Consider the following 18,950-nt stretch of genomic DNA (forward strand, 5'->3'; position numbering starts at 1 on the left):
GTCGGTATCATAAAAACATCAATAAAAACAACGCTATAGGAGTAGTTGGCGTGACCACAAACCGATGAGGCGCTCATAACAGCCAAAGAGCAGTTTTTGACCAACCAACAACGCTATCAGCCACTGATATTGCCGCAACGCTTTTCCGACGAGGAAATGGTTCGCGACTGGACCCTGAATCGCCGCGACTGCCAGATGGTTAACAAATACCGCAAACAGTACCGCATGGGCGTTGCCATCCAGCTCTGTGCCATGCGCCTCTATGGCCGCTTTCTGAACCAGCTCAGCGATCTCTCGTCCCGCGTGGTCAGCTACCTCAGCAGCCAACTCGATTTACCGCCAGCGCTCACTGTGGACGTACCCGAACGGGAAGCCACCTTATTGGAACACCGCAATAACATCCTCAAATACCTGGGATTCAGGCGTTTTGATGTCAAGGTGGAAGGCGATCTGGATCGCTGGGTCGAAGCTCAGGCACACCAGGGGTTACTGCCGGATGAACTCTTTCATCGGGCAGAGCGCTACCTGCTGTTGAATCGGATTGTTTTACCGGGGCCCACCACCATCGAACGGCAAATCGTTCGCATCTGCAACCAGGTCCATGCTCAGCTCTTTGAGCAAGTGTTTGAACAGATGTCGCCTGAATTGCGAGAGGCTATCGATGATTTGCTACAAACCTCTGGCGGCAACCAACGAACCTATTTCAATCAGCTCAAGGAATATCCACCCGCCGCCAAAATTTCATCGCTGAAGCGCTACCTGGAGCGCTACGACAATCTGGTGGCTACCGGTATTAATGCATTCGAGGAAAAGCTCATTGATACTACCTTTCTTCACTACCTGTACCGATTGACCAAGCGCTACAGCGCCAAGGACATGAAACGCTTCAAGGATCATAAGCTCTATGCCCTGATGGTGTGTTTTCTGCTGGAATCCCGAAAGATATTGCTCGATCACCTGGTTAAAATGCACGATCAGTACATGACTGAGTTGTGTCGGCAAACCAAAAACAGTCACGACAAAAAGCACAAGGAATTTCGTAAACGGCAAAAGAAAGCGATTGATGCCGTGCTCGATACCACGCATGTTTTGCTGGAATGGCCGGATGAACAGCCGTTGTACAAGAATGACTTATGGCAGCGTATTGACGAGAAACACTTGCTAGCCTCCATTGACGACCTGCACATTTTTAAACGCCTGGAAGAATGCGGCTACTGCGATTTGTTGCTGACCCGTTACCCCAGTTTACGAAAGTATTTTTCCGACTTTATACGGTTACCGTTTGAAGTGGCGAAAGGTTCTGGGCCACTGATAAAAGCCATCCAGTTCGTCCGGCAGTTGGATGACGGCGATCTGAAAAAACTGCCGGAGAATACACCGACTGCGTTCATTCCCCGCGAGCTGCGTCGCAGCCTTAAAGATCAAGCCGGCAACATCAATCGCAATGTTTGGGAAATGGGCCTTGCTCTCGCGATGAAAGATGCGTTGCGTTCCGGCGATTTGTATTTACCACAGAGCAAACAGCATGTGTCGTTCTGGGATCTGACCTTGAACGAGCCCAACTGGGATGAAACCAAACACACCGTCTATACCGAGCTACAGCAGCCTTTGCAACACGAAGTGCGTTCCGCCATTTCAACCCAGTTCCACGAAGCGGTGTCAGCAGCGCAAAAGCGTTTTGGACTGGATAATTTCGCCGAGATACACAATGGCCGGCTGAAACTCAAGCGTGACGACAAGCTGGACGTACCGGATAAAGTCAACCAACTGCAAAAGGTGATCGATGCGCATATGCCCAGCATACGCATCGAGCAATTGCTGATGGAGGTGGATCAAATGACGCATTACAGTCGTCACTTTGTCCCTATCCAACATCACCAGTCACGGCCCAAAAACTTTTACAAAAGCCTGATGGCTGCCATTATTTCACAAGCCACAAACCTGGGCGTCGTGTCCATGAGTAACAGCGTCAATGGCGTTACTGTCGATATGCTAAGGCATATCCTGCAATACTATATTCGCGAAGAAACCCTGATCAACGCCAGTGCTGAAATTGTGAATCAACACCATGAGCTGCCGTTGAGTGCGGTGTATGGCTCCGGTACATTGTCCTCTTCAGATGCGCAACGCTTTAAAATCCGCGCCGACAGCCTGTTGGCTTCATACTATCCCCGCTATTACGGCTACTATGAAAAAGCCATCGGGATCTACACCCACGTATCCGATCAATATTCCGTGTTCAGCACCAAGATCATTTCCTGTAGCCCTCGTGAAGCCCTGTATGTTCTGGACGGTCTGCTGGAAAACAACACAATTCTGAAAATCCGAGAGCACACCACCGATACGCATGGGTACACTGAAATCGTCTTCGCCCTCTGTCATTTGCTCGGCTTCTACTTTATGCCACGCATTCGGGATCTGAAGGATCAGCAGCTATACCGTATCGACAAATCCGTCGATTACGGTGACCTCAACCATTTACTCACGAAAACAGCTGATTTGGCGATTATTGAGGAGCAATGGGAATACATGATGCGGGTGGTCATTTCTCTGAAACAAAAAACTGCGCCAGCACACGTCATCGTTCAACGGTTGACCAACAGTTCACCCTCCGATCGCCTCACCAAGGCCTTTACCAACCTGGGCCGGATCATCAAGACCGAATACATTCTGCGGTACCTAACTGACAAAGACCTGCGCCAAACCGTCCAGCGGCAACTGAATAAAGGGGAATACCGGCACAAACTGCCGCGCTGGATATTCTTTGCGGACCAGGGTGAATTCACCACTGGGGACTATGAGGAAATCATGAACAAGGCCAGCAGCCTCAGCTTTGTATCCAATGCCATTCTGTACTGGAACACGATCAAGATAAATGACGTGGTTGAGCAGCTCCGGCAGCAGGGGGAGGATATCGACGACAAGACCTTATCCCATATCTCGTTATTGCCCTATAAGCATGTGTTGCCCAATGGTACGTACTTTATTGAAGATGAGGGGAAGGGGTGATTATTCGGAAACCTACGGTTACGCGGAGGGCCTGGGAGTCAAAACCGTAGGTTTTCGTTCAAATGCCCCCGCTGGTCCAAAATTGGCGAGGCCTGCAAAGCAGCGGGAGTTCTGTTCTGTGTCGATGCGATCCAGGCCGTCGGTGCTCTCAGGTTTGATGTCGAAGAAATACAGTGCGACTTTGCCATGGCAGATGGTCACAAGTGGCTGCTGGGCCCTGAAGGGCTGGGCTTTTTCTATGTCCGGGAAGAGCGAATGAACGATCTGTCTCTCAATGAGTATGGCTGGCACATGATCAAACAAGCCGGTGATTACAGCCAGACCAGCTGGGAGGTCACGGATACAGCAATGCGTTTTGAGTGTGGGAGCCCCAACCTTCTGGCTGCACATGCACTCCATGCGAGCACCAGTCTTCTTCTGAATACAGGCATAGAAAACGTTGAGGCAGCAGTTCTGAGCAAAGCGGATTCGTTATGTGGTCTGTTATCTGATGCTGGAGCTGAAATCATCACACCAGCTCACAGCAGAGGGCGCTCTGGAATTGTGACATTCGGGACGAACGGACGATCGCCCAAAGAAGTGTGGCAAGCATTAATGAGTAAAGGAGTTATCTGTATGCACCGCGGTGGAGGAATCCGCTTTTCGCCTCACTTCCATACGCCTCTCTATCGCCTGCAGCAAGCGGTCAGCATCGCTGCGGAAGAGTGTCTTTGGTAATTAAACTTTCCAGACAAGCCCCAGACACTACATAGTATGCGTCATACGGTCTGATTTAATTGCGCCAGCAAGGTAGGTTTCTATCTTGTTGCGGGCAATATCATCTTCATCATTGAACTGGACGCCGACGCCTGCAACTTTATTGCCTTGCGCCCCCTTGGGCGTTACCCAAACGACTTTACCGGCAACAGGGATCTTCTCAGGCTCATCCATCAACTTCAGCAGCATGAAGACTTCGTCTCCCAACTGATACTGTTTACTTGTTGGAATGAAGAGCCCACCGTTTTTAATAAACGGCATATAGGCAGCATACAGGACTGATTTATCTTTGATGGTTAATGACAGGATGCCATTCCGACCGCCTGGGTTCATGCAATTACTCCCGCTTTTGCTTCAGTCAACGCCTGCCACTCGAGCAACAAGGTTTCCAGGGTCAGCGTTTTGTTATGGTGGGAAGCACCTGACATCAGCTGACCGAGTATTTGTTGTAATTTTTTCTGAAAGGTTACCAGCATTTCCCGCTTCACAACATAAGCGTCCATAAGTTCTGTGACTGGCCCTGCAAACTGAAGATGTTTTGCCTCCGCACCACACGCCGCCTTCAGGACATCGCAAGACCACTGGTAAAACCATTGTATAACCGTCTGGAACTCCAGCTTACTCCAGGACGAGGCAATTTTATCGAGAGGCAAAGACGACGTAGTCCATTGTTGTAATTCCGAGACCCATTTTTCCTGAACCGTCGCGACACCGCTGCTCAGCCAATTCATGGCAGCGACAGGAGCACCGCCATTTCTCGCCAGTGCCATGTCGGCATCAGCTGAGCCTACCCCCTGATCCTGCAGCCAGTCTTTCGATGCATCATAAGATGGCAGGGCCAGATTGATACGCTGGCAGCGGCTGCGAATGGTAGGGAGAACAGAACCAAAGCGCTCTGTTTCAAGTAGGATAAAGCTTTCACCCGGGGGCTCTTCCAGGGTCTTAAGCAATGCGTTGGCCGCATTTACGTTCATAACCTCCGCAGGGCGAAGAATGACGACCTGACACTGACTGATCTGAGGCGTTTGAAAAATCAGCTCATTCACTTTGCGAACATTGTCGATACGAATCTGCTTTGAGTTTTCTTCCGGCTGGCAAAGCATAAAATCGGGGTGACTGCCCGCCGCCCAAAGCTGACAACTGTGGCACTGCCCGCACGCCTCGTCCGCAGGATTCTGACACAACAACCAACGCGCGACATTCAGTGATAACTCATGCTTACCGATGCCTGCACTGCCTGTTATCAGCAGCGCGTGTGGCAGGCCAGCAGTGCGGTGGCGACGTACAAGAGAACTCCAGGCATCCACCTGCCAGGGATAAAGAGACATCAGGATTCCACCTGTTGTTTTTTGTCTTCTAACTCGCCTGCAACCACTTTCAGGACTTGCTCAGTCACTTGTTCAAGCGGAGCGGTCGCATCAATGACCCGAAATCTCGAATAACGCTCGGCCAGTGCCAGGAACCCCAGCCGGACCTTTTCGAAAAATGACATGGCTTCAGCCTCAATACGATCAGTCTCTTCTGCCAGATCCTCAGCCCGGGCTCGGGCACGCCCCATACCAATCGCCACCGGCGCATCAAGTAGCAACGTCAGGTGTGGTTCAACACCGCCCTGCGCAAGCGCTTTGAGCTGCTCGATATTGTCGAGAGAAAGACCTCGCCCATAGCCTTGGTAGGCGATAGTAGAATCGGTGAATCGGTCACATAGGACCCAGTCACCGCGCTCCAGCGCAGGCCGGATAACGGCATCCACGTGCTGAGCACGTGCCGCAAACATCAGGAGTAACTCTGTCATATCAGACATAGGTTCTTCATGATGCGCTTTCAGGAGATCATTACGGATTCTTTCAGCAATCGGGGTTCCGCCCGGTTCGCGAGTCACCACCACAGAGATTCCCTGCGATTCGAGGTGCCTTGCAACCGCCTGAATGTTGGTCGACTTACCGACACCTTCACCACCTTCAAACGTAATAAAGCGACCGGGAGTAGTTAGCATCAGTCAGTCTCCCCGCTGCTTTGCTCTGCCGTTGGCGCTGAGCGGTAGTCGCTCCGACGCGATAGCTGGTAGCGTCGCACTGCCTTATTGTGTTCTTCCAGAGTGGAAGAAAAATAATGGCTACCATCCCCCCGTGCGACGAAGAAAAGCTCGGTTCCTTCGGCAGGGTTCAAAGCCGCGCGAATAGCTTCTCGGCCAGCGAGCGCGATAGGCCCTGGAGGCAGTCCTTTGTTGCGATAGGTGTTGTATGGATTACTGCGATCACGCAGGTGCGCTCGCGTGAGATTACCATCGAAAGACTCACCCAGGCCGTAGATGACAGTTGGGTCTGTTTCTAACCTCATATTCTTCTGTAAGCGGCGCACAAAAACACCGGCAATCACCGGGCGCTCACTGGCGACACCCGTTTCTTTCTCGATAATAGACGCCATGACCAGCGCTTCATAAGGAGAGGTATAAGGCAGATTAGCAACACGTGCCTGCCACTCCTCATTAAGCACCTTGTTCAGTCTTTCATGCGCCTGAGTGATGATTTCAGAGACTGGCTGATTGCGGTGATAAACATAGGTGTCCGGGTAAAGTTGTGCTTCAGCATGAACTGTAAGACCAAGATAGTCGGATACACGCTCGACGGTAAGGGCTCCGAGGTCTTGTTGAAGATACTCAGCCTGACTCAACGCTTCGAGAGCGGCAGACAGCCTGCGTCCTTCAATTAAGGAAACCCGATACGTTCTGGTCTGAGCTTCCGCCAGGTACGGCAATATCGTGAGGCTGCTGAGCCCCGGGGGAATAATAAATTCACCGGCACGAACATCACGCGCCCCGCCAGTCAGTCTCGCAGCAACTTTCAGGCGAAGAGCCGAACGAAGCCACCCCTGATCTTCCCACTGCTGCGCCATGCTGTTCAGCGACTGTCCCTTCTCGATCACGACAACGACAGACGTTTGATTAAGGTTTTTCTGACTCAGCCACCAGTACCCTACGGAGCCGAGAATAAGCCCTGCCAATACAAGCAGAGCTATCATTGCGAGCAAGAGTCGCTTAAGCATCATTCAAACATTTCCTGATAGGCAAGCTGCCATCGCTTTGCTTCTGGTGCCACATCCAGAGTCTGGCCATCAAAGATGTGACAGGAGCGAATTCCAACAAGACTATTTGTAAAAATCAGCCCTTGAGCGCTGTTAAGCTCGGGCAGACCAAAGTTTTGTACGTTGATTTCGGGGTTCGTATCCAGCAACCAGCGTCGTACTACTCCATTAATCCCCGACGAGGTTATTTCCGGGGTTAGCCAACGGCCGTCCAGTTTAACAAAAACATTGCTCATGCACCCCTCAATCACGATCCCGCTACTATCGAGCATGATGCATTCATCCCACTCGACATCGAAGCTGTCGCGGGCAAGTACCTGCTCAAGTCGGTTCAGGTGTTTATGCCCAGCGAGCAATGGCTGAGTCGATAACACAATATCGCTCGTACCAGCAACGTAAGGGGATGTTGAAAACGCCGGTGCATTGAAATAGCGCACCGTTACCAACGGCATGAGATCTGGAGTGAATCCGTATCCTCGTGGACCAACGCCTCTCGTTACCAGAAGCTTGCACGCTGTCATACCGACTGGATGCGCCATCGAATCAATCGCGTGCAAAACGAATTCAACCGCGACGTCACTGAAGCGGAGCGCTTTCAGCCCCAGTGCCAGGCGCTCGACATGCATTTGCCAGAGAGGTGCAACACCGCGACCATCAAGACGGACCGTTTCAAAGAGCCCATCACCGAACTGCTGCCCTCTGTCATCAAACTCCTGCGCATCAGACTGCCAGCCATTTCCGGCCTGATAGTTAAACTTCATTGAGATATCCGGCTAAAAATCAGCGTGGCATTAGTCCCACCAAAGCCAAAGGAGTTGCTCATTACATGCTCCAGCGGCATATCCCTTGAAACTGGGCCGATCAAGTCGAGATCACAACCAGGGGACGGCGTTGTCAGGTTTAAAGTCCCCGGAGCCTTCTGGTCACACAGAGCAAGGACTGAGATGAGAGCTTCGAGCGAACCAGCAGCACCAATCAGATGGCCAGTCATCGACTTAGTCGAGGAGATCGCGAAACTGTTGGCCGCCTTACCGAAGGCGGATTTTATCGCATTAATTTCAGCGAGATCGCCCGCAAGGGTCGACGTGCCGTGAGCATTAATGTAGCCAATATTGTCGGGCGTTAAGTCAGCATTGTGAAGAGCATTGGCCATCGAAAGCGCCGCCCCCTCGCCGTTCTCAGGTGGTGAGGTCACGTGATAAGCATCATCACTCATGCCAAACCCTGAGAGCTCTGCGTAGATCTTTGCCCCCCTCGCCTGAGCATGCTCAAGAGACTCGAGAACAAGAACAGCAGCGCCACTACTAAGAACAAACCCATCACGGTCAACGTCCCAGGGGCGACTTGCCCCCTGTGGACTATCTGTACGCGTGCTCAATGCACGAGCAGCGGCAAAGCCAGAAATCCCCAATGGCGAACACGCCATCTCAGCCCCGCCAGCGACCATCAGATCTGCATCGCCGAAGGCAATGGTTCGTGCAGCGAAACCGATATTGTGTGTACCGGTGGTACATGCGGTGGCAATTGAGAAGTTAGGGCCTTTGAAGCCGTGTCGGATTGCTATGTTACCAGCAGCCATATTGACAACCGAACCAGGCACAAGGAAAGGAGATACCCGCCGTGGCCCACTGTTATTGAGCGTATCGACGTTTGTTTCTATCGTCGATATGCCGCCAATACCAGAACCCACCGCAACACCGCAGCGAACCGGATCGTACGTCTCTCCGAGCCCTGCATCATTAAGCGCCTCATCTGCGGCGACCAGCGCGTATTGAATAAACGGGTCAAGTTTGCGCGATTCTTTTGCAGATAGTACATCATCCGCACAAAAACCTTTAACTTCACCACCGAAGTCAACGGAATAACCTGTGGTATCAAATCCCGTTATAGGACCTATCCCACTTTCACCTGCAAGAATCGCTTTCCAGGTATCCGGAGCATTCAAGCCGCACGGATTCACCGTGCCCAGCCCCGTAATCACTACGCGTTTGGTTTTCATATTCAGTCACCCGCCCAGAATGAATATACCCTGCAGCATTTCAGTGTCGGGACAGAACCCCGCTCATACGGTGGTTGCCGCAGGGCACAAAAAAGCCGCGACGGCTGCGCGGCTTTTTCCTATCGCTACTAACCCTTACAGGTTAGCAACGATGTAGTCGATAGCTTCCTGAACGGTAGTCAGCTTCTCAGCCTGCTCGTCTGGAATCTCAGTCTCGAATTCTTCTTCCAGAGCCATAACCAGCTCTACAGTGTCGAGAGAGTCTGCACCGAGGTCATCAACAAAAGAAGATGAAGCTTTTACTTCTTCTTCCTTAACACCCAGCTGTTCACAGACGATTTTCTTTACGCGTTCTTCAATGTTGCTCATTGCTATATTCCTGACTTGTTAAATTTTCCAGAAGGTCAGCGAGACCTTAGCCCATGTTCATACCGCCATTCACATGAATGGTCTGGCCGGTAATATATCTCGCGTCTTCGCTTGCCAAAAAGGCAACCGCGCCTGCGATATCATCGACATGACCGAAGCGCTTACCCGGAATGGAGGCTAGGATGGCCTCTTTTTGCGTTTCAGGCAAGACATCTGTCATGTCAGTTTGAATAAATCCAGGCGCAACACAATTCACGGTGATATTGCGACTGGCGATTTCCTGAGCAAGCGAGCGACTGAAGCCTTCCAGGCCAGCCTTCGCGGCGGCGTAATTCGCCTGACCACCATTGCCCGTCGTGCCAATAATCGAACTGATATTCACAATACTTCCGGCTTTTTGCTTAAGCATTGCCTTAGCCAAAGCCTTGCACACACGAAAGACTCCGGTGAGATTGGTATTCACCACCGCATTCCAGTCATCCTCATTGAGGCGCAGGAAGAGATTATCGCGCGTTATGCCGGCATTATTCACTACAACGAAAGGCGTACCGTACTCAGAAAGTAAGGCTTTCAATGCCGCCTCAGTCTGTTCGCTATCGGAAATATTCAGAACCAGAGCCGAGTGCTCGTCACCATGTTCGCGCAGCTTTGCCTGAAGGCTCTCAGCACCTGACTCACTGGTTGCGGTCCCTACAACCCGGTAGCCATCTGCGATCAGGCGCTCAGCGATAGCAAAACCGATACCACGGGATGCACCAGTCACAAGAGCCAGTTTTTTGTCTGACATTATTCTGCTCCCTGAATTTTGGCCATGCTTGCTTCCAGCCCCGCGAGATCGCCAGTACCCGCAACAGGCAGGCTTTTATCAATACGCTTATTGAGACCGGCAATAACCTTACCTGGCCCAAACTCAACAGCGAGCTCTGCATGATGTCGAACCGCAGGTACGGCTCCGGTCCAGTTAACCGGGCTGTAGAGTTGTTGAAGAAGGCGTTGAGGAATCTCTTCCAGCGTTGCTGGCGCATTACCAACATTGTGGTAGACGGGGAATTTAGGCGCTCGCCACTGAATCCCCTCAAGGTCGGCTGCAAAAGTATCCGCTGCTGCTTTCATCAGACTTGAATGGAACGGACCACTGACCGCAAGAGGAAGTGCTCTCTTGGCACCGGCTTCCTTCGCAAGCTCTATGGCTTTTTCAATACCTGCCTGCTCGCCGGCGATAACAATCTGCCCCGGCGCATTAAAGTTTGCCGGCTCTACAACACCTGCCTGAGACGCAGCCTCACACACTTCAACGATCTGTTCGTCGTTAAGGCCCAGAACGGCAGCCATGCCCCCCTGCCCAGCAGGAACAGCAGCCTCCATGAGTTCGCCACGACGTCGAACCAGGCGGACAGCGTCTGCGAAATCAATCGCATCTGCTGCGACCAGTGCCGAGTATTCACCAAGAGAATGCCCAGCACCCGCAGTAACATTAAGCGCGGGACTGTGTTGGCTGACGACACGCCATACAGCAGTGCTGGCAGCAAGCAATGCAGGCTGTGTATTAAAGGTCTGGTTTAATGTGGAATCTGGCCCTTCGGTGACCATCTTCCAGAGATCGATGCCCAGGGCATCAGAGGCTTCAGCGAATGTCCCACTGACTTCAGAATACTGTTTCGAGATATCAGACAGCATGCCCACCTGTTGAGCACCCTGCCCCGGGAAAAACGCAATCACGTCGGTCATTGCAAAACCTTATCGTTATTTTCTTCGATCGTTCTGGTCGCACCAGAATATAGCTGCGTATTGTGACAATAAACCGCATTAAATGCACAGGATTATTGCCTGAAACTCACCAGTTGGCCTGACTTCAGGGTTCAAAACCGGGCTTCAGCAAGTGATTTTTAAAAACTCAGCTTCCATAGACTGGTAATCACGCGTTCTTAGCTGACGAACCATGTATTCCAGGGCGTAGCGAAACGCGCGCTCGTCAGACTTTCCATGCGTCTTTGCAACGTTCCCTGCAATCCCCAGAAGCATAGCGCCGCCATGACGAGCTGGCGAAACCTGCCGGTCGATCCGTCTCATGGTTGCCTTCCACAGAGGATAGAACCACCGCAAAGCGAGCGAACTTCGCAACTCAGAGCCCATCATATCAAGGAGCCACTCAATCAACCCTTCTGTCGTTTTCAGGGTAATATTGCCCGAATAGCCATCACAGATGACAGCATCGAGATCGCCATCAAACAGGCGATCACCCTCGCGAAACCCCGCATACAAAGAGCCAAGCTGATCATTGAAAAGCGCACCAGCGGCCTTGATGGTATCCGTGCCCTTCCCGGGCTCCGTGCCAATATTCAACAGAGCAACCCTTGGTTGTTCATTGCCGCCAGCCTTGTACCAGGCAGCCGCAAGAAAACCCAGCTGCAGTAACTGCTCAGACGTCATACAGATATTCGCCCCAAGATCCATCATCAGGAGAGGACGCCCTTTCGTAGGCAGTTGAGTTGCAAGGGCTGGCCGGTCAACACCATGAAGTGCACCCAGGTGTTTTCGCGCCAGAACCAGCAAGGCACCAGTATTTCCGATCGACAGAACACCATCGGCTTCGCCTGAAGCATGAAGCGCCAGACAGACAGACATGCTGGAATCCGAGCGTTCTTTCAGGGCCTGACGAGGAGTGTCGTCCATACGGACATGCTCACCACAAGAAACAAGGCGTGTACGTGGCTGGTATTTTCCGAGAATTTTACGCGCAGCAGCGTGAAGAGACTCTTCGAGAGGCAGGATAACTTCGACGTCGGGGTCGTTTTTCACCAGGGCCCGACACGCCCTGAACGCAACGCGGGGACCTAAGTCCCCGCCCATCGCATCAACCGCTATGGTAACCATAGAATCAGTTGCTGCCAGTCTCCACGACTTTCTTGCCACGGTAGAAACCGTCAGCACTTACGTGGTGGCGACGATGAGTTTCGCCAGTGGTAGCATCGGTAGACAGAGCGATGGTGTTGGTATCAACAGCATCGTGTGAACGACGCATACCGCGCTTAGAACGGGTTACTTTGTTTTTCTGAACCGCCATGGTAGGGCTCCTGGTTAATCGCTATTTCTGTTTAAGCTGCGCAAGGACGTCGAACGGATTAGGTCGTTCTGTTTCCTCTGCGGCAATGTCTTCTTGTGGCTCTATTTTGAGTGCCTGACACTCATCCTGAGGGTGCATCGGAAAGTCCGGCAGGTTGAGCAGAAGCTCATCCTCAATAACATCCCAAAGATCAAGACGGCCTTCTTCATCCAGCTCGACGGGTTCCAGCCGCTTTGGCAGCGCCTTCGCCTGATCATCATTGAAGACCAGACCCAATCGAAACTCGGCAGAAATTTCGAACCGTACATCCCCCAGACAGCGCTGACACTCCATTACCACCCCCGCGCTGCACTTACCGGTCAATGTCCGTAAGCGCTCTTCATCCCGACCAAATTCAACTTCGCATTCGACATAGTCGTCGAGTGAGCGGGTAGAATCTACCAGCCGGGTTAGTTTGTTACTTTCGATCTTTCCTTTAAGTTGTTGATTTACTTCAACTAACTTAAAAGCATCGATGCGCTTGGGAAGCGGAGCCTCTGTCATAGTGCGCGACATCATAGGTATGTCGCCCTCTCATGTCAAAATTATTTAGCGAACCACGCGCGCTCTAGCGCATGGTCATTACCTGAGTACTGAAGAAAGAAGCGACACCCTTGCCGAAGCTGGTACCGAACTGCTCCATAAACTCAACAAATGGGTCTTTTCTGACGGTGTAGTTAACCAGCTCATCAGTACCCAAAAGATCACGCGCAACCTGGCTCGATGATGCAAGACCATCAACAAGACCAAGCTCTACCGCCTGTTCTCCTGTCCACACCAGACCACTGAAAAGATCAGGATGATCAGACAGACGGTCACCACGGCCAAGCTTTACCTGAGATATAAATTGCTTGTGCGTAGTATCCAGCACACCTTCCCAGAATTCTTTCTCCTCCTGACGCTGCGGAGAGAAAGGATCGAGAAACGCCTTATGCTCACCAGAGGTATACAGGCGACGCTCAACACCAAGCTTGTCCATAGCTTCGACAAAACCAAAGCCTGACCCGACAACACCAATGGAACCAACAAGACTTGCCTTGTCTGCATAGATCTCGTCCGCGGCGGCAGCGATGTAATACGCCCCCGAAGCACCGATATCCATAACCACCGCATACACAGGGAAGTCCGGCCGCGTTGATTTCAACCTTACGATTTCATCGAACACATAGCCCGACTGGACAGGGCTACCGCCCGGACTATTAATTCTCAGTATCAACCCCAACGCCTCGTCATTATCAAAGGCGTCCCGCATGGCACCAATAATGCGATCGGCACTTGCATCCTCTTCCGCAGAGATAGCGCCGCGCACTTCAACTACAGCAGCATGCGGACCGACAGCAAAGCCAGCGCCGCCATCTCCTCCTTTCGATGCCCCGCCATATATAATCGCAGCAATCACGAACAGGTAGCTGAAGGTCAGGAGCTTAAAAAATATCCCCCAGCGTCGAGCAGTTCGCTGCTCCTGCTGTGACGCCATAAGCGCCTTTTCTATAAGCTTCCACTCTTTGCTGTTGTCTTCAGGGCGACGAAATTCGTTGTTATCCATTAATACCAATCCAATCTGAAAGTTCGTTAATGCTATGACAGATAACTCGAGGCCCACAAGCTCTGAGTCTTTGTTCATCATGAGCGCCGTGACTCATACCAGCAGAGTCCATTCCTATGGCAGCTGCCATTTCAAGATCATACGTCGTATCACCCACCATAAGCGCAGAGTCAGCTGAAACACCAAGTTCCTCAAGAATCTCACTCAGCATAAGCGGGTGTGGCTTTGAGCGAGTTTCATCTGCGCACCGGGTTGTATCAAAGACCCCAGAGAGAGAAAGATCTTTAAGTATGCGATCCAACCCCTTGCGACTCTTACCGGTGGCAACGGCAATCTTCCGGCCATTTGCAGACAGCCCATCAAGCAGCGACTCAGCACCATTGAACAGATTCATCGCTATCTGACTGTCGTAGACAAAGTAGCGCGCATAAGCCTCTCTCATCGGTTCCATTTGATCCGGAAGCACATCAGGCCAAACGGTCTTGATTGCCTCAGGCAAGCCCAATCCGATGATATTCTGAATATCGGCATCAGGGACATCCGGCAAGCCAAGCTCCTGCCCTGCACGGCGCATACTATCCACAATCCGACCTGTCGAGTCTGCAAGCGTGCCATCCCAGTCGAAGATAATTAACTGATATTTCATGAAACACCCTCCAGATTGCACCCTACTTTTCTGAAAATCGACTTAAGTTCACCATCCGGCTTAGCCTCGATACTCAGACGCTCACCAGAAATCGGATGCCGGAAGCTTAACCGCCAGGCATGCAGGCAAAGCCGACGAATTCCTTCATCTTTATCCTGCTGCTTTTCCGTGCGATCGCTATACTTTTCATCCCCCGCAATCACTGCACCCTGAGCAAGACAATGAACACGGATCTGGTGGGTCCTGCCAGTGACAGGCTCAGCTTCAACAAGAGAGTATCTCTTACCTTCAGACAGCAGCCTGGTGCGCGTGTGGCAGGACTTGCCCTCCTCGCTCACCACCACAATCCGTTCACCAGACTGACGCTCCGTACGCAGCAAAGGTAGACGAATATCAGACACCGCCGGGTCCCAATGCCCATGCACGAGCGCCAGATACTTTTTGCTGATTCCGCGTTTATCTACCAGCATCTGCTGAAGAGCCGTCAACGCTTTGCGCTTTTTAGCAATCAGAATGACCCCTGAGGTATCGCGATCCAGCCGGTGAACCAACTCAAGAAAATTGTGATCCGGGCGAACCTTACGAAGTGCCTCGATCAACCCGAGCGAAACGCCACTCCCGCCATGCACAGCCAGACCATGAGGTTTGTTAATCGCTAGTAAGGCATCATCTTCAAACAATACCGAGTCTTTCAGTATCTTTTGCAGCGCGGGAGAGACATCCGGTACCTCATTCGCCTCAGGCAGCCTGACCGGAGGAACCCGCACGCGATCACCTTTTTTTAACCTTGAGTCGGCTTTGGCGCGCCCCTTGTTTATACGAACTTCACCCTTCCTGATGATGCGATATACAAGCGTTTTTGGCGCCCCTTTAAGCAGACTTAACAGAAAATTATCCAGGCGCTGACCATCATTACCTTCATCAACATCGATAAAGTTAACCTTGGCCGGGTCTAACTGTGGTTTGGGCATGCGAAGAAGTCACCAGCGATTTATTTTGTTAAGGCAATTGCTGCCCCTGAACATTGTTGCTATATTCCGGCGTGATCGGGTGTAAACCGAACATAAGTAGCGCACTCCACGTCAGTAAAACTGCCGAATGGACAACGCTCCCCGGTCAGGCCGCGAGGCGGCCAAGTATAAAGGAAGATGAATACGGTAAACACTCTTCCCTAGAATTGATTCGGCGGAATGACTCCGCCCGGTGAGATAAACCGCGCAGCTACCTGCAGGCAATCTCGCATTATCAAATTATGGACAGTGTCGGTGTCTGCTGAGCGGAGCAACAACCAGCCCGCAAACACCATTGCCCCGGGAAACGCGATCTGTAAGACGGATTCCTCGGCAGAGCACCCATAAATATTTTGGTAATAACCGGCCCTGTAGGCCGTGATGAACACTGCGAAAGTGATAAATAGATTCCCCTGCCCCGCACTCGTGCGTGACAGGTTACAAGGCGGCACTACCGCCACTATCCTTCGCTGCTGAACAAACACAGCAGACAGGCCCTGCGTTGCCAGTCAGGTACGTTGCCCAACAGAGTAATACGTACCGCATGAAAAGAATGCTGATCAACGCAACTCAGACAGAAGAGTTGCGTGTAGCCCTTGTAGACGGCCAGAAGCTGTACGACCTGGATATTGAGTCCGGTGGTCGCGAGCAGAAGAAGTCTAATATCTACAAAGGCAAAATCACCCGTATCGAGCCAAGCCTTGAGGCAGCCTTCGTCGACTTCGGCGCTGAGCGTCATGGCTTCCTTCCGCTCAAGGAAATATCTCGCGAATACTTCTGTAAGGACCCAGGCCCAGGCCGCATCAACATCAAAGAGGTGTTAAAAGAAGGCCAGGAAGTTATCGTTCAGGTTGATAAAGAAGAGCGTGGCAACAAAGGCGCCGCACTAACTACTCAGGTAAGCCTCGCTGGCCGTTACCTCGTCCTGATGCCTAATAACGCCCGCGCTGGTGGTATTTCACGCCGCATTGAAGGTGATGAACGCACTCAGCTGCGTGAAGCCATGAAAGGCGTCAACGTGCCTGACAAAATGGGCGTTATTGTGCGCACAGCCGGCATCGGTCGCTCAAGCGAAGAACTTCAGGCTGATCTGGATTACCTGGTCCACCTTTGGGATGCGATTTCCCGCGCCGCTGAGGAGCGTGAAGCACCGGCACTTCTACTGCAGGAAAGCAACGTTATCATTCGCGCAATCCGCGATTACCTGCGCCACGACATCGGCGAAGTCCTCATTGATACGGACGCTGCCTACAACGAAGCTCTTGCCTTCGTTCAGCAGGTCATGCCTCAGTACCAGAACAAGTTCAAACGCTACGAAGATCCAGTGCCGCTCTTCAATCGCTACCAGATTGAAAGTCAGATCGAAAGCGCATTCCAGCGCGAAGTAAAACTGCCATCCGGTGGTTCTATTGTTATCGATCCGACCGAAGCCCTGGTCTCTATCGATATCAACTCTGCGCGCGCCACCAAAGGCTCAGACATTGAGGAAACAGCCCTCAATACCAACCTTGAAGCCGCTGACGAGATTTCACGCCAGCTACGCCTGCGCGACATGGGTGGCCTGGTTGTTATCGACTTCATCGACATGATGGCCAACAAGAATCAGCGCGAAGTTGAAAACCGCCTGAAGAAAGCACTGGAAGTCGACCGTGCTCGAGTTCAGGTTGGCAGAATTTCCCGCTTCGGCCTGATGGAAATGTCACGCCAGCGTCTGCGTCCATCTCTCGACGAAACTGCGGCGCACGTCTGCCCTCGTTGTAGCGGTACAGGCGTCGTACGCGACACCAAATCATCAAGCCTGTCGATTCTTCGCCTCATTGAAGAAGAAGCAGCAAAAGACAACACAGCCCAGGTTCGGGCAATCGTTCCTGTGTCAGTTGCATCCTTCCTTCTGAATGAAAAGCGCGCTCTGATCGCTGGCATTGAACAGCGTCATAACTGTCTGGTGATGGTACTTCCAAATCCAAATATGGAAACGCCGCACTACGAGGTTCAGCGCCTTCGCCCGGACGACACCATGGTTGGTGAAGTTTCCTACGAGCACCGTCTCGATATGGACGAACCAGAGCATCTGAGCGAAGCCCTCAACGCAGAACCTGTTCGTCAACAGGAAGCTGCAGTGAGCACTGTACCGCGCGCACCTGCTCCAGTTGCCACTACGCAGCCACAAGAAGCCGCGCCTCAGTCAGCTGGTCTGTGGGGACGTATTGGCCAGGCCATCTCTGCCCTGCTTACCACAGAGAAAGAGCCTGAGGCAGCACCACGCCCGGAAGTCCGTGTTAACAAGAACACCAAATCCGAACCAAAAGCGAAAAATGCTAAGAACGGTCGCCGTGACAACCGCCGCAAAGCGGACGACGGAGACGACAAGCGTCGCAATGGTCGCCAGCAGGATAAAGCCCGTAATGGCAAAGCTTCTGACAAGCCAGCCAACGAACGTGGTGGCAAGAATGGCCGCAACAATCAGCGTGACAACCAGCGCGACGGTCAGCGAGATAGCCAGAATGGCGATACCCAGGCAAAAGGCGATAACCGTAAAGGTCGCAACAGCCGCCGCAACGGTAACGACAAGCCTGAAAACACTCGCAATGAAAAGCCTGCACGCCAGAACAAGGGCAACCAGGACTCTTCAGATACCAACGAGAATCCGAACGCCAAGCGCGCGCCTCGTCGCGATCGCAGTCGTCGTGAAGATATTCCCAAACCACAGAAGCCTGCGGCAAAGGAGAATCCTGAAGAACTGGTAGCAGATACTCAGCCGGCGAGCATCAGCAACGAAGCCAAAGCTGAACAGCCAGCTACTGCAGAAGTTAAGACAGCTGACGCAAAATCAGAAGAAACAGGCAATCAGACTGATAATCGAGCAGACGGCAACGGTCGTCGTCGTGGCCGTCGCCGTTCGCGCAAACCTGCTGCTCAAACTGGCGAGAACACAGCGACTCAGACTGATAGCAAGCCTGAAGCGGAAGCTAAGCCTGCAACAGAAGCTAAACCAGCAGCAGAAGCTAAGCCTGCAACAGAAGCTAAGCCTGCAGCAGAAGCTAAACCAGCAGCAGAAGCTAAACCTGCAGCAGAAGCTAAGCCTGCAGCAGAAGCCAAACCTGCAGCAGAAGCCAAACCTGCAGCAGAAGCCAAACCTGCAGCAGAAGCCAAACCTGCAGCAGAAGCTAAACCTGCAGCAGAAGCTAAACCTGCAGCAGAAGCTAAACCTGCAGCAGAAGAGCAATCTGCAGAAGCTGAGAAGAAGCCGACTCGCCGTCGTCGTCGCGCGCCGTCAGGTCGTGCACCGAACGACCCTCGTAATGCTGGGACCGCCAGCAATGAAGGTGACGAAGCAACCTCTGAAAAGCCGAAAAAGCAGGAAGTTGCTGAAGAGAGCCAGAGCGGAGAGTAATCTTCGCCCCTCTTTAGAGGCCACTCCCCTCTGA

18 protein-coding genes are annotated in these 18,950 nt (G+C 52.2%); 3 read left to right on the forward strand and 15 right to left on the reverse strand.

The genetic code is table 11. The features are described from left to right. The first annotated feature begins 96 nt into the window (after positions 1 to 96). Positions 97 to 3,009 (forward strand): Tn3 family transposase, encoded by a 2,913-nt coding sequence (locus tag B3007_RS01130; RefSeq protein ID WP_301392197.1) that lies wholly within the window; start codon positions 97 to 99, stop codon positions 3,007 to 3,009. Between the two features lie 81 nt (positions 3,010 to 3,090). Then, positions 3,091 to 3,726 carry an aminotransferase class V-fold PLP-dependent enzyme gene (locus B3007_RS01135; protein ID WP_286836598.1) on the forward strand — a complete coding sequence of 212 codons (636 nt, stop codon included), beginning with the start codon at positions 3,091 to 3,093 and terminating at the stop codon, positions 3,724 to 3,726. Positions 3,727 to 3,753: 27 nt separating this feature from the next. Here B3007_RS01135 and B3007_RS01140 read toward each other — a convergent pair whose 3' ends face one another. The 15 genes from B3007_RS01140 to B3007_RS01210 all read right to left on the reverse strand — a co-directional run bounded on the left by B3007_RS01140 (position 3,754) and on the right by B3007_RS01210 (position 15,483). Beyond that, on the reverse strand, positions 3,754 to 4,098 hold the full coding sequence (locus B3007_RS01140) for a PilZ domain-containing protein (RefSeq protein WP_068438521.1): 345 nt from the start codon (positions 4,096 to 4,098) through the stop codon (positions 3,754 to 3,756). Continuing rightward, entirely contained in the window at positions 4,095 to 5,093 is a 999-nt protein-coding gene (locus B3007_RS01145; RefSeq protein WP_068443478.1) for a DNA polymerase III subunit delta', read from the reverse strand. Before B3007_RS01145 ends, B3007_RS01140 begins: the two co-directional genes overlap by 4 nt. After that, positions 5,093 to 5,761: a dTMP kinase gene (gene tmk / locus B3007_RS01150; protein ID WP_301378992.1), complete on the reverse strand. Its 669-nt coding sequence runs from the start codon at positions 5,759 to 5,761 to the stop codon at positions 5,093 to 5,095. The genes B3007_RS01145 and tmk overlap by 1 nt, the downstream gene beginning before the upstream one ends. After that, positions 5,761 to 6,813: an endolytic transglycosylase MltG gene (mltG, locus tag B3007_RS01155; RefSeq protein ID WP_301378991.1), complete on the reverse strand. Its 1,053-nt coding sequence runs from the start codon at positions 6,811 to 6,813 to the stop codon at positions 5,761 to 5,763. The genes tmk and mltG overlap by 1 nt, the downstream gene beginning before the upstream one ends. Then, on the reverse strand, positions 6,810 to 7,610 hold the full coding sequence (gene pabC / locus B3007_RS01160; RefSeq protein ID WP_068443472.1) for an aminodeoxychorismate lyase: 801 nt from the start codon (positions 7,608 to 7,610) through the stop codon (positions 6,810 to 6,812). The genes mltG and pabC overlap by 4 nt, the downstream gene beginning before the upstream one ends. Then, positions 7,607 to 8,848, reverse strand: a complete 1,242-nt coding sequence (gene fabF, locus B3007_RS01165; protein WP_301378990.1) for a beta-ketoacyl-ACP synthase II — start codon at positions 8,846 to 8,848, stop codon at positions 7,607 to 7,609. Before fabF ends, pabC begins: the two co-directional genes overlap by 4 nt. Before the next feature lie 135 nt (positions 8,849 to 8,983). After that, on the reverse strand, positions 8,984 to 9,217 hold the full coding sequence (gene acpP / locus B3007_RS01170) for an acyl carrier protein (protein ID WP_068441653.1): 234 nt from the start codon (positions 9,215 to 9,217) through the stop codon (positions 8,984 to 8,986). Between the two features lie 46 nt (positions 9,218 to 9,263). Further along, positions 9,264 to 10,004, reverse strand: a complete 741-nt coding sequence (gene fabG, locus B3007_RS01175) for a 3-oxoacyl-ACP reductase FabG (RefSeq protein ID WP_068443464.1) — start codon at positions 10,002 to 10,004, stop codon at positions 9,264 to 9,266. After that, a complete protein-coding gene (fabD, locus tag B3007_RS01180; protein ID WP_301378989.1) occupies positions 10,004 to 10,945 on the reverse strand; it encodes an ACP S-malonyltransferase in 942 nt (313 codons plus the stop codon). The genes fabG and fabD overlap by 1 nt, the downstream gene beginning before the upstream one ends. 144 nt (positions 10,946 to 11,089) lie before the next feature. After that, positions 11,090 to 12,091 carry a phosphate acyltransferase gene (locus tag B3007_RS01185; protein WP_301378988.1) on the reverse strand — a complete coding sequence of 334 codons (1,002 nt, stop codon included), beginning with the start codon at positions 12,089 to 12,091 and terminating at the stop codon, positions 11,090 to 11,092. 4 nt (positions 12,092 to 12,095) lie between these two features. Next, positions 12,096 to 12,281, reverse strand: a complete 186-nt coding sequence (gene rpmF / locus B3007_RS01190; protein WP_068438725.1) for a 50S ribosomal protein L32 — start codon at positions 12,279 to 12,281, stop codon at positions 12,096 to 12,098. 21 nt (positions 12,282 to 12,302) lie between these two features. Then, complete coding sequence (locus B3007_RS01195) at positions 12,303 to 12,839, reverse strand: YceD family protein (RefSeq protein ID WP_273092200.1); 537 nt, start codon at positions 12,837 to 12,839, stop codon at positions 12,303 to 12,305. A 49-nt stretch (positions 12,840 to 12,888) separates the two neighbouring features. Beyond that, positions 12,889 to 13,866, reverse strand: coding sequence for a S49 family peptidase (locus B3007_RS01200; RefSeq protein WP_068443453.1), 978 nt, complete (start codon positions 13,864 to 13,866; stop codon positions 12,889 to 12,891). Beyond that, positions 13,859 to 14,512 (reverse strand): HAD-IA family hydrolase, encoded by a 654-nt coding sequence (locus tag B3007_RS01205; RefSeq protein WP_297533971.1) that lies wholly within the window; start codon positions 14,510 to 14,512, stop codon positions 13,859 to 13,861. Before B3007_RS01205 ends, B3007_RS01200 begins: the two co-directional genes overlap by 8 nt. Beyond that, positions 14,509 to 15,483: an RluA family pseudouridine synthase gene (locus B3007_RS01210; protein WP_301378987.1), complete on the reverse strand. Its 975-nt coding sequence runs from the start codon at positions 15,481 to 15,483 to the stop codon at positions 14,509 to 14,511. The genes B3007_RS01205 and B3007_RS01210 overlap by 4 nt, the downstream gene beginning before the upstream one ends. 583 nt (positions 15,484 to 16,066) lie before the next feature. Between B3007_RS01210 and rne the strand changes: the two genes are divergently transcribed. Continuing rightward, positions 16,067 to 18,916: a ribonuclease E gene (rne, locus tag B3007_RS01215; protein WP_301378986.1), complete on the forward strand. Its 2,850-nt coding sequence runs from the start codon at positions 16,067 to 16,069 to the stop codon at positions 18,914 to 18,916. Positions 18,917 to 18,950: the final 34 nt, after the last annotated feature.

Origin of the sequence: Thalassolituus sp. UBA675 (genome assembly GCF_002297765.1) — a bacterium.
In the GTDB taxonomy this organism is placed as follows: Bacteria; Pseudomonadota; Gammaproteobacteria; order Pseudomonadales; family Oceanobacteraceae; genus Thalassolituus.

Coding starts and splice junctions, on each gene's coding strand:
- B3007_RS01140 (WP_068438521.1), bottom strand. CDS start 4,098: ATGAACCCAGGCGGTCGGAATGGCATCCTGTCATTAACCATCAAAGAT.
- B3007_RS01145 (WP_068443478.1), bottom strand. CDS start 5,093: ATGTCTCTTTATCCCTGGCAGGTGGATGCCTGGAGTTCTCTTGTACGT.
- tmk (WP_301378992.1), bottom strand. CDS start 5,761: ATGCTAACTACTCCCGGTCGCTTTATTACGTTTGAAGGTGGTGAAGGT.
- mltG (WP_301378991.1), bottom strand. CDS start 6,813: ATGATGCTTAAGCGACTCTTGCTCGCAATGATAGCTCTGCTTGTATTG.
- pabC (WP_068443472.1), bottom strand. CDS start 7,610: ATGAAGTTTAACTATCAGGCCGGAAATGGCTGGCAGTCTGATGCGCAG.
- fabF (WP_301378990.1), bottom strand. CDS start 8,848: ATGAAAACCAAACGCGTAGTGATTACGGGGCTGGGCACGGTGAATCCG.
- acpP (WP_068441653.1), bottom strand. CDS start 9,217: ATGAGCAACATTGAAGAACGCGTAAAGAAAATCGTCTGTGAACAGCTG.
- fabG (WP_068443464.1), bottom strand. CDS start 10,004: ATGTCAGACAAAAAACTGGCTCTTGTGACTGGTGCATCCCGTGGTATC.
- fabD (WP_301378989.1), bottom strand. CDS start 10,945: ATGACCGACGTGATTGCGTTTTTCCCGGGGCAGGGTGCTCAACAGGTG.
- B3007_RS01185 (WP_301378988.1), bottom strand. CDS start 12,091: ATGGTTACCATAGCGGTTGATGCGATGGGCGGGGACTTAGGTCCCCGC.
- rpmF (WP_068438725.1), bottom strand. CDS start 12,281: ATGGCGGTTCAGAAAAACAAAGTAACCCGTTCTAAGCGCGGTATGCGT.
- B3007_RS01195 (WP_273092200.1), bottom strand. CDS start 12,839: ATGATGTCGCGCACTATGACAGAGGCTCCGCTTCCCAAGCGCATCGAT.
- B3007_RS01200 (WP_068443453.1), bottom strand. CDS start 13,866: ATGGATAACAACGAATTTCGTCGCCCTGAAGACAACAGCAAAGAGTGG.
- B3007_RS01205 (WP_297533971.1), bottom strand. CDS start 14,512: ATGAAATATCAGTTAATTATCTTCGACTGGGATGGCACGCTTGCAGAC.
- B3007_RS01210 (WP_301378987.1), bottom strand. CDS start 15,483: ATGCCCAAACCACAGTTAGACCCGGCCAAGGTTAACTTTATCGATGTT.
- rne (WP_301378986.1), top strand. CDS start 16,067: ATGAAAAGAATGCTGATCAACGCAACTCAGACAGAAGAGTTGCGTGTA.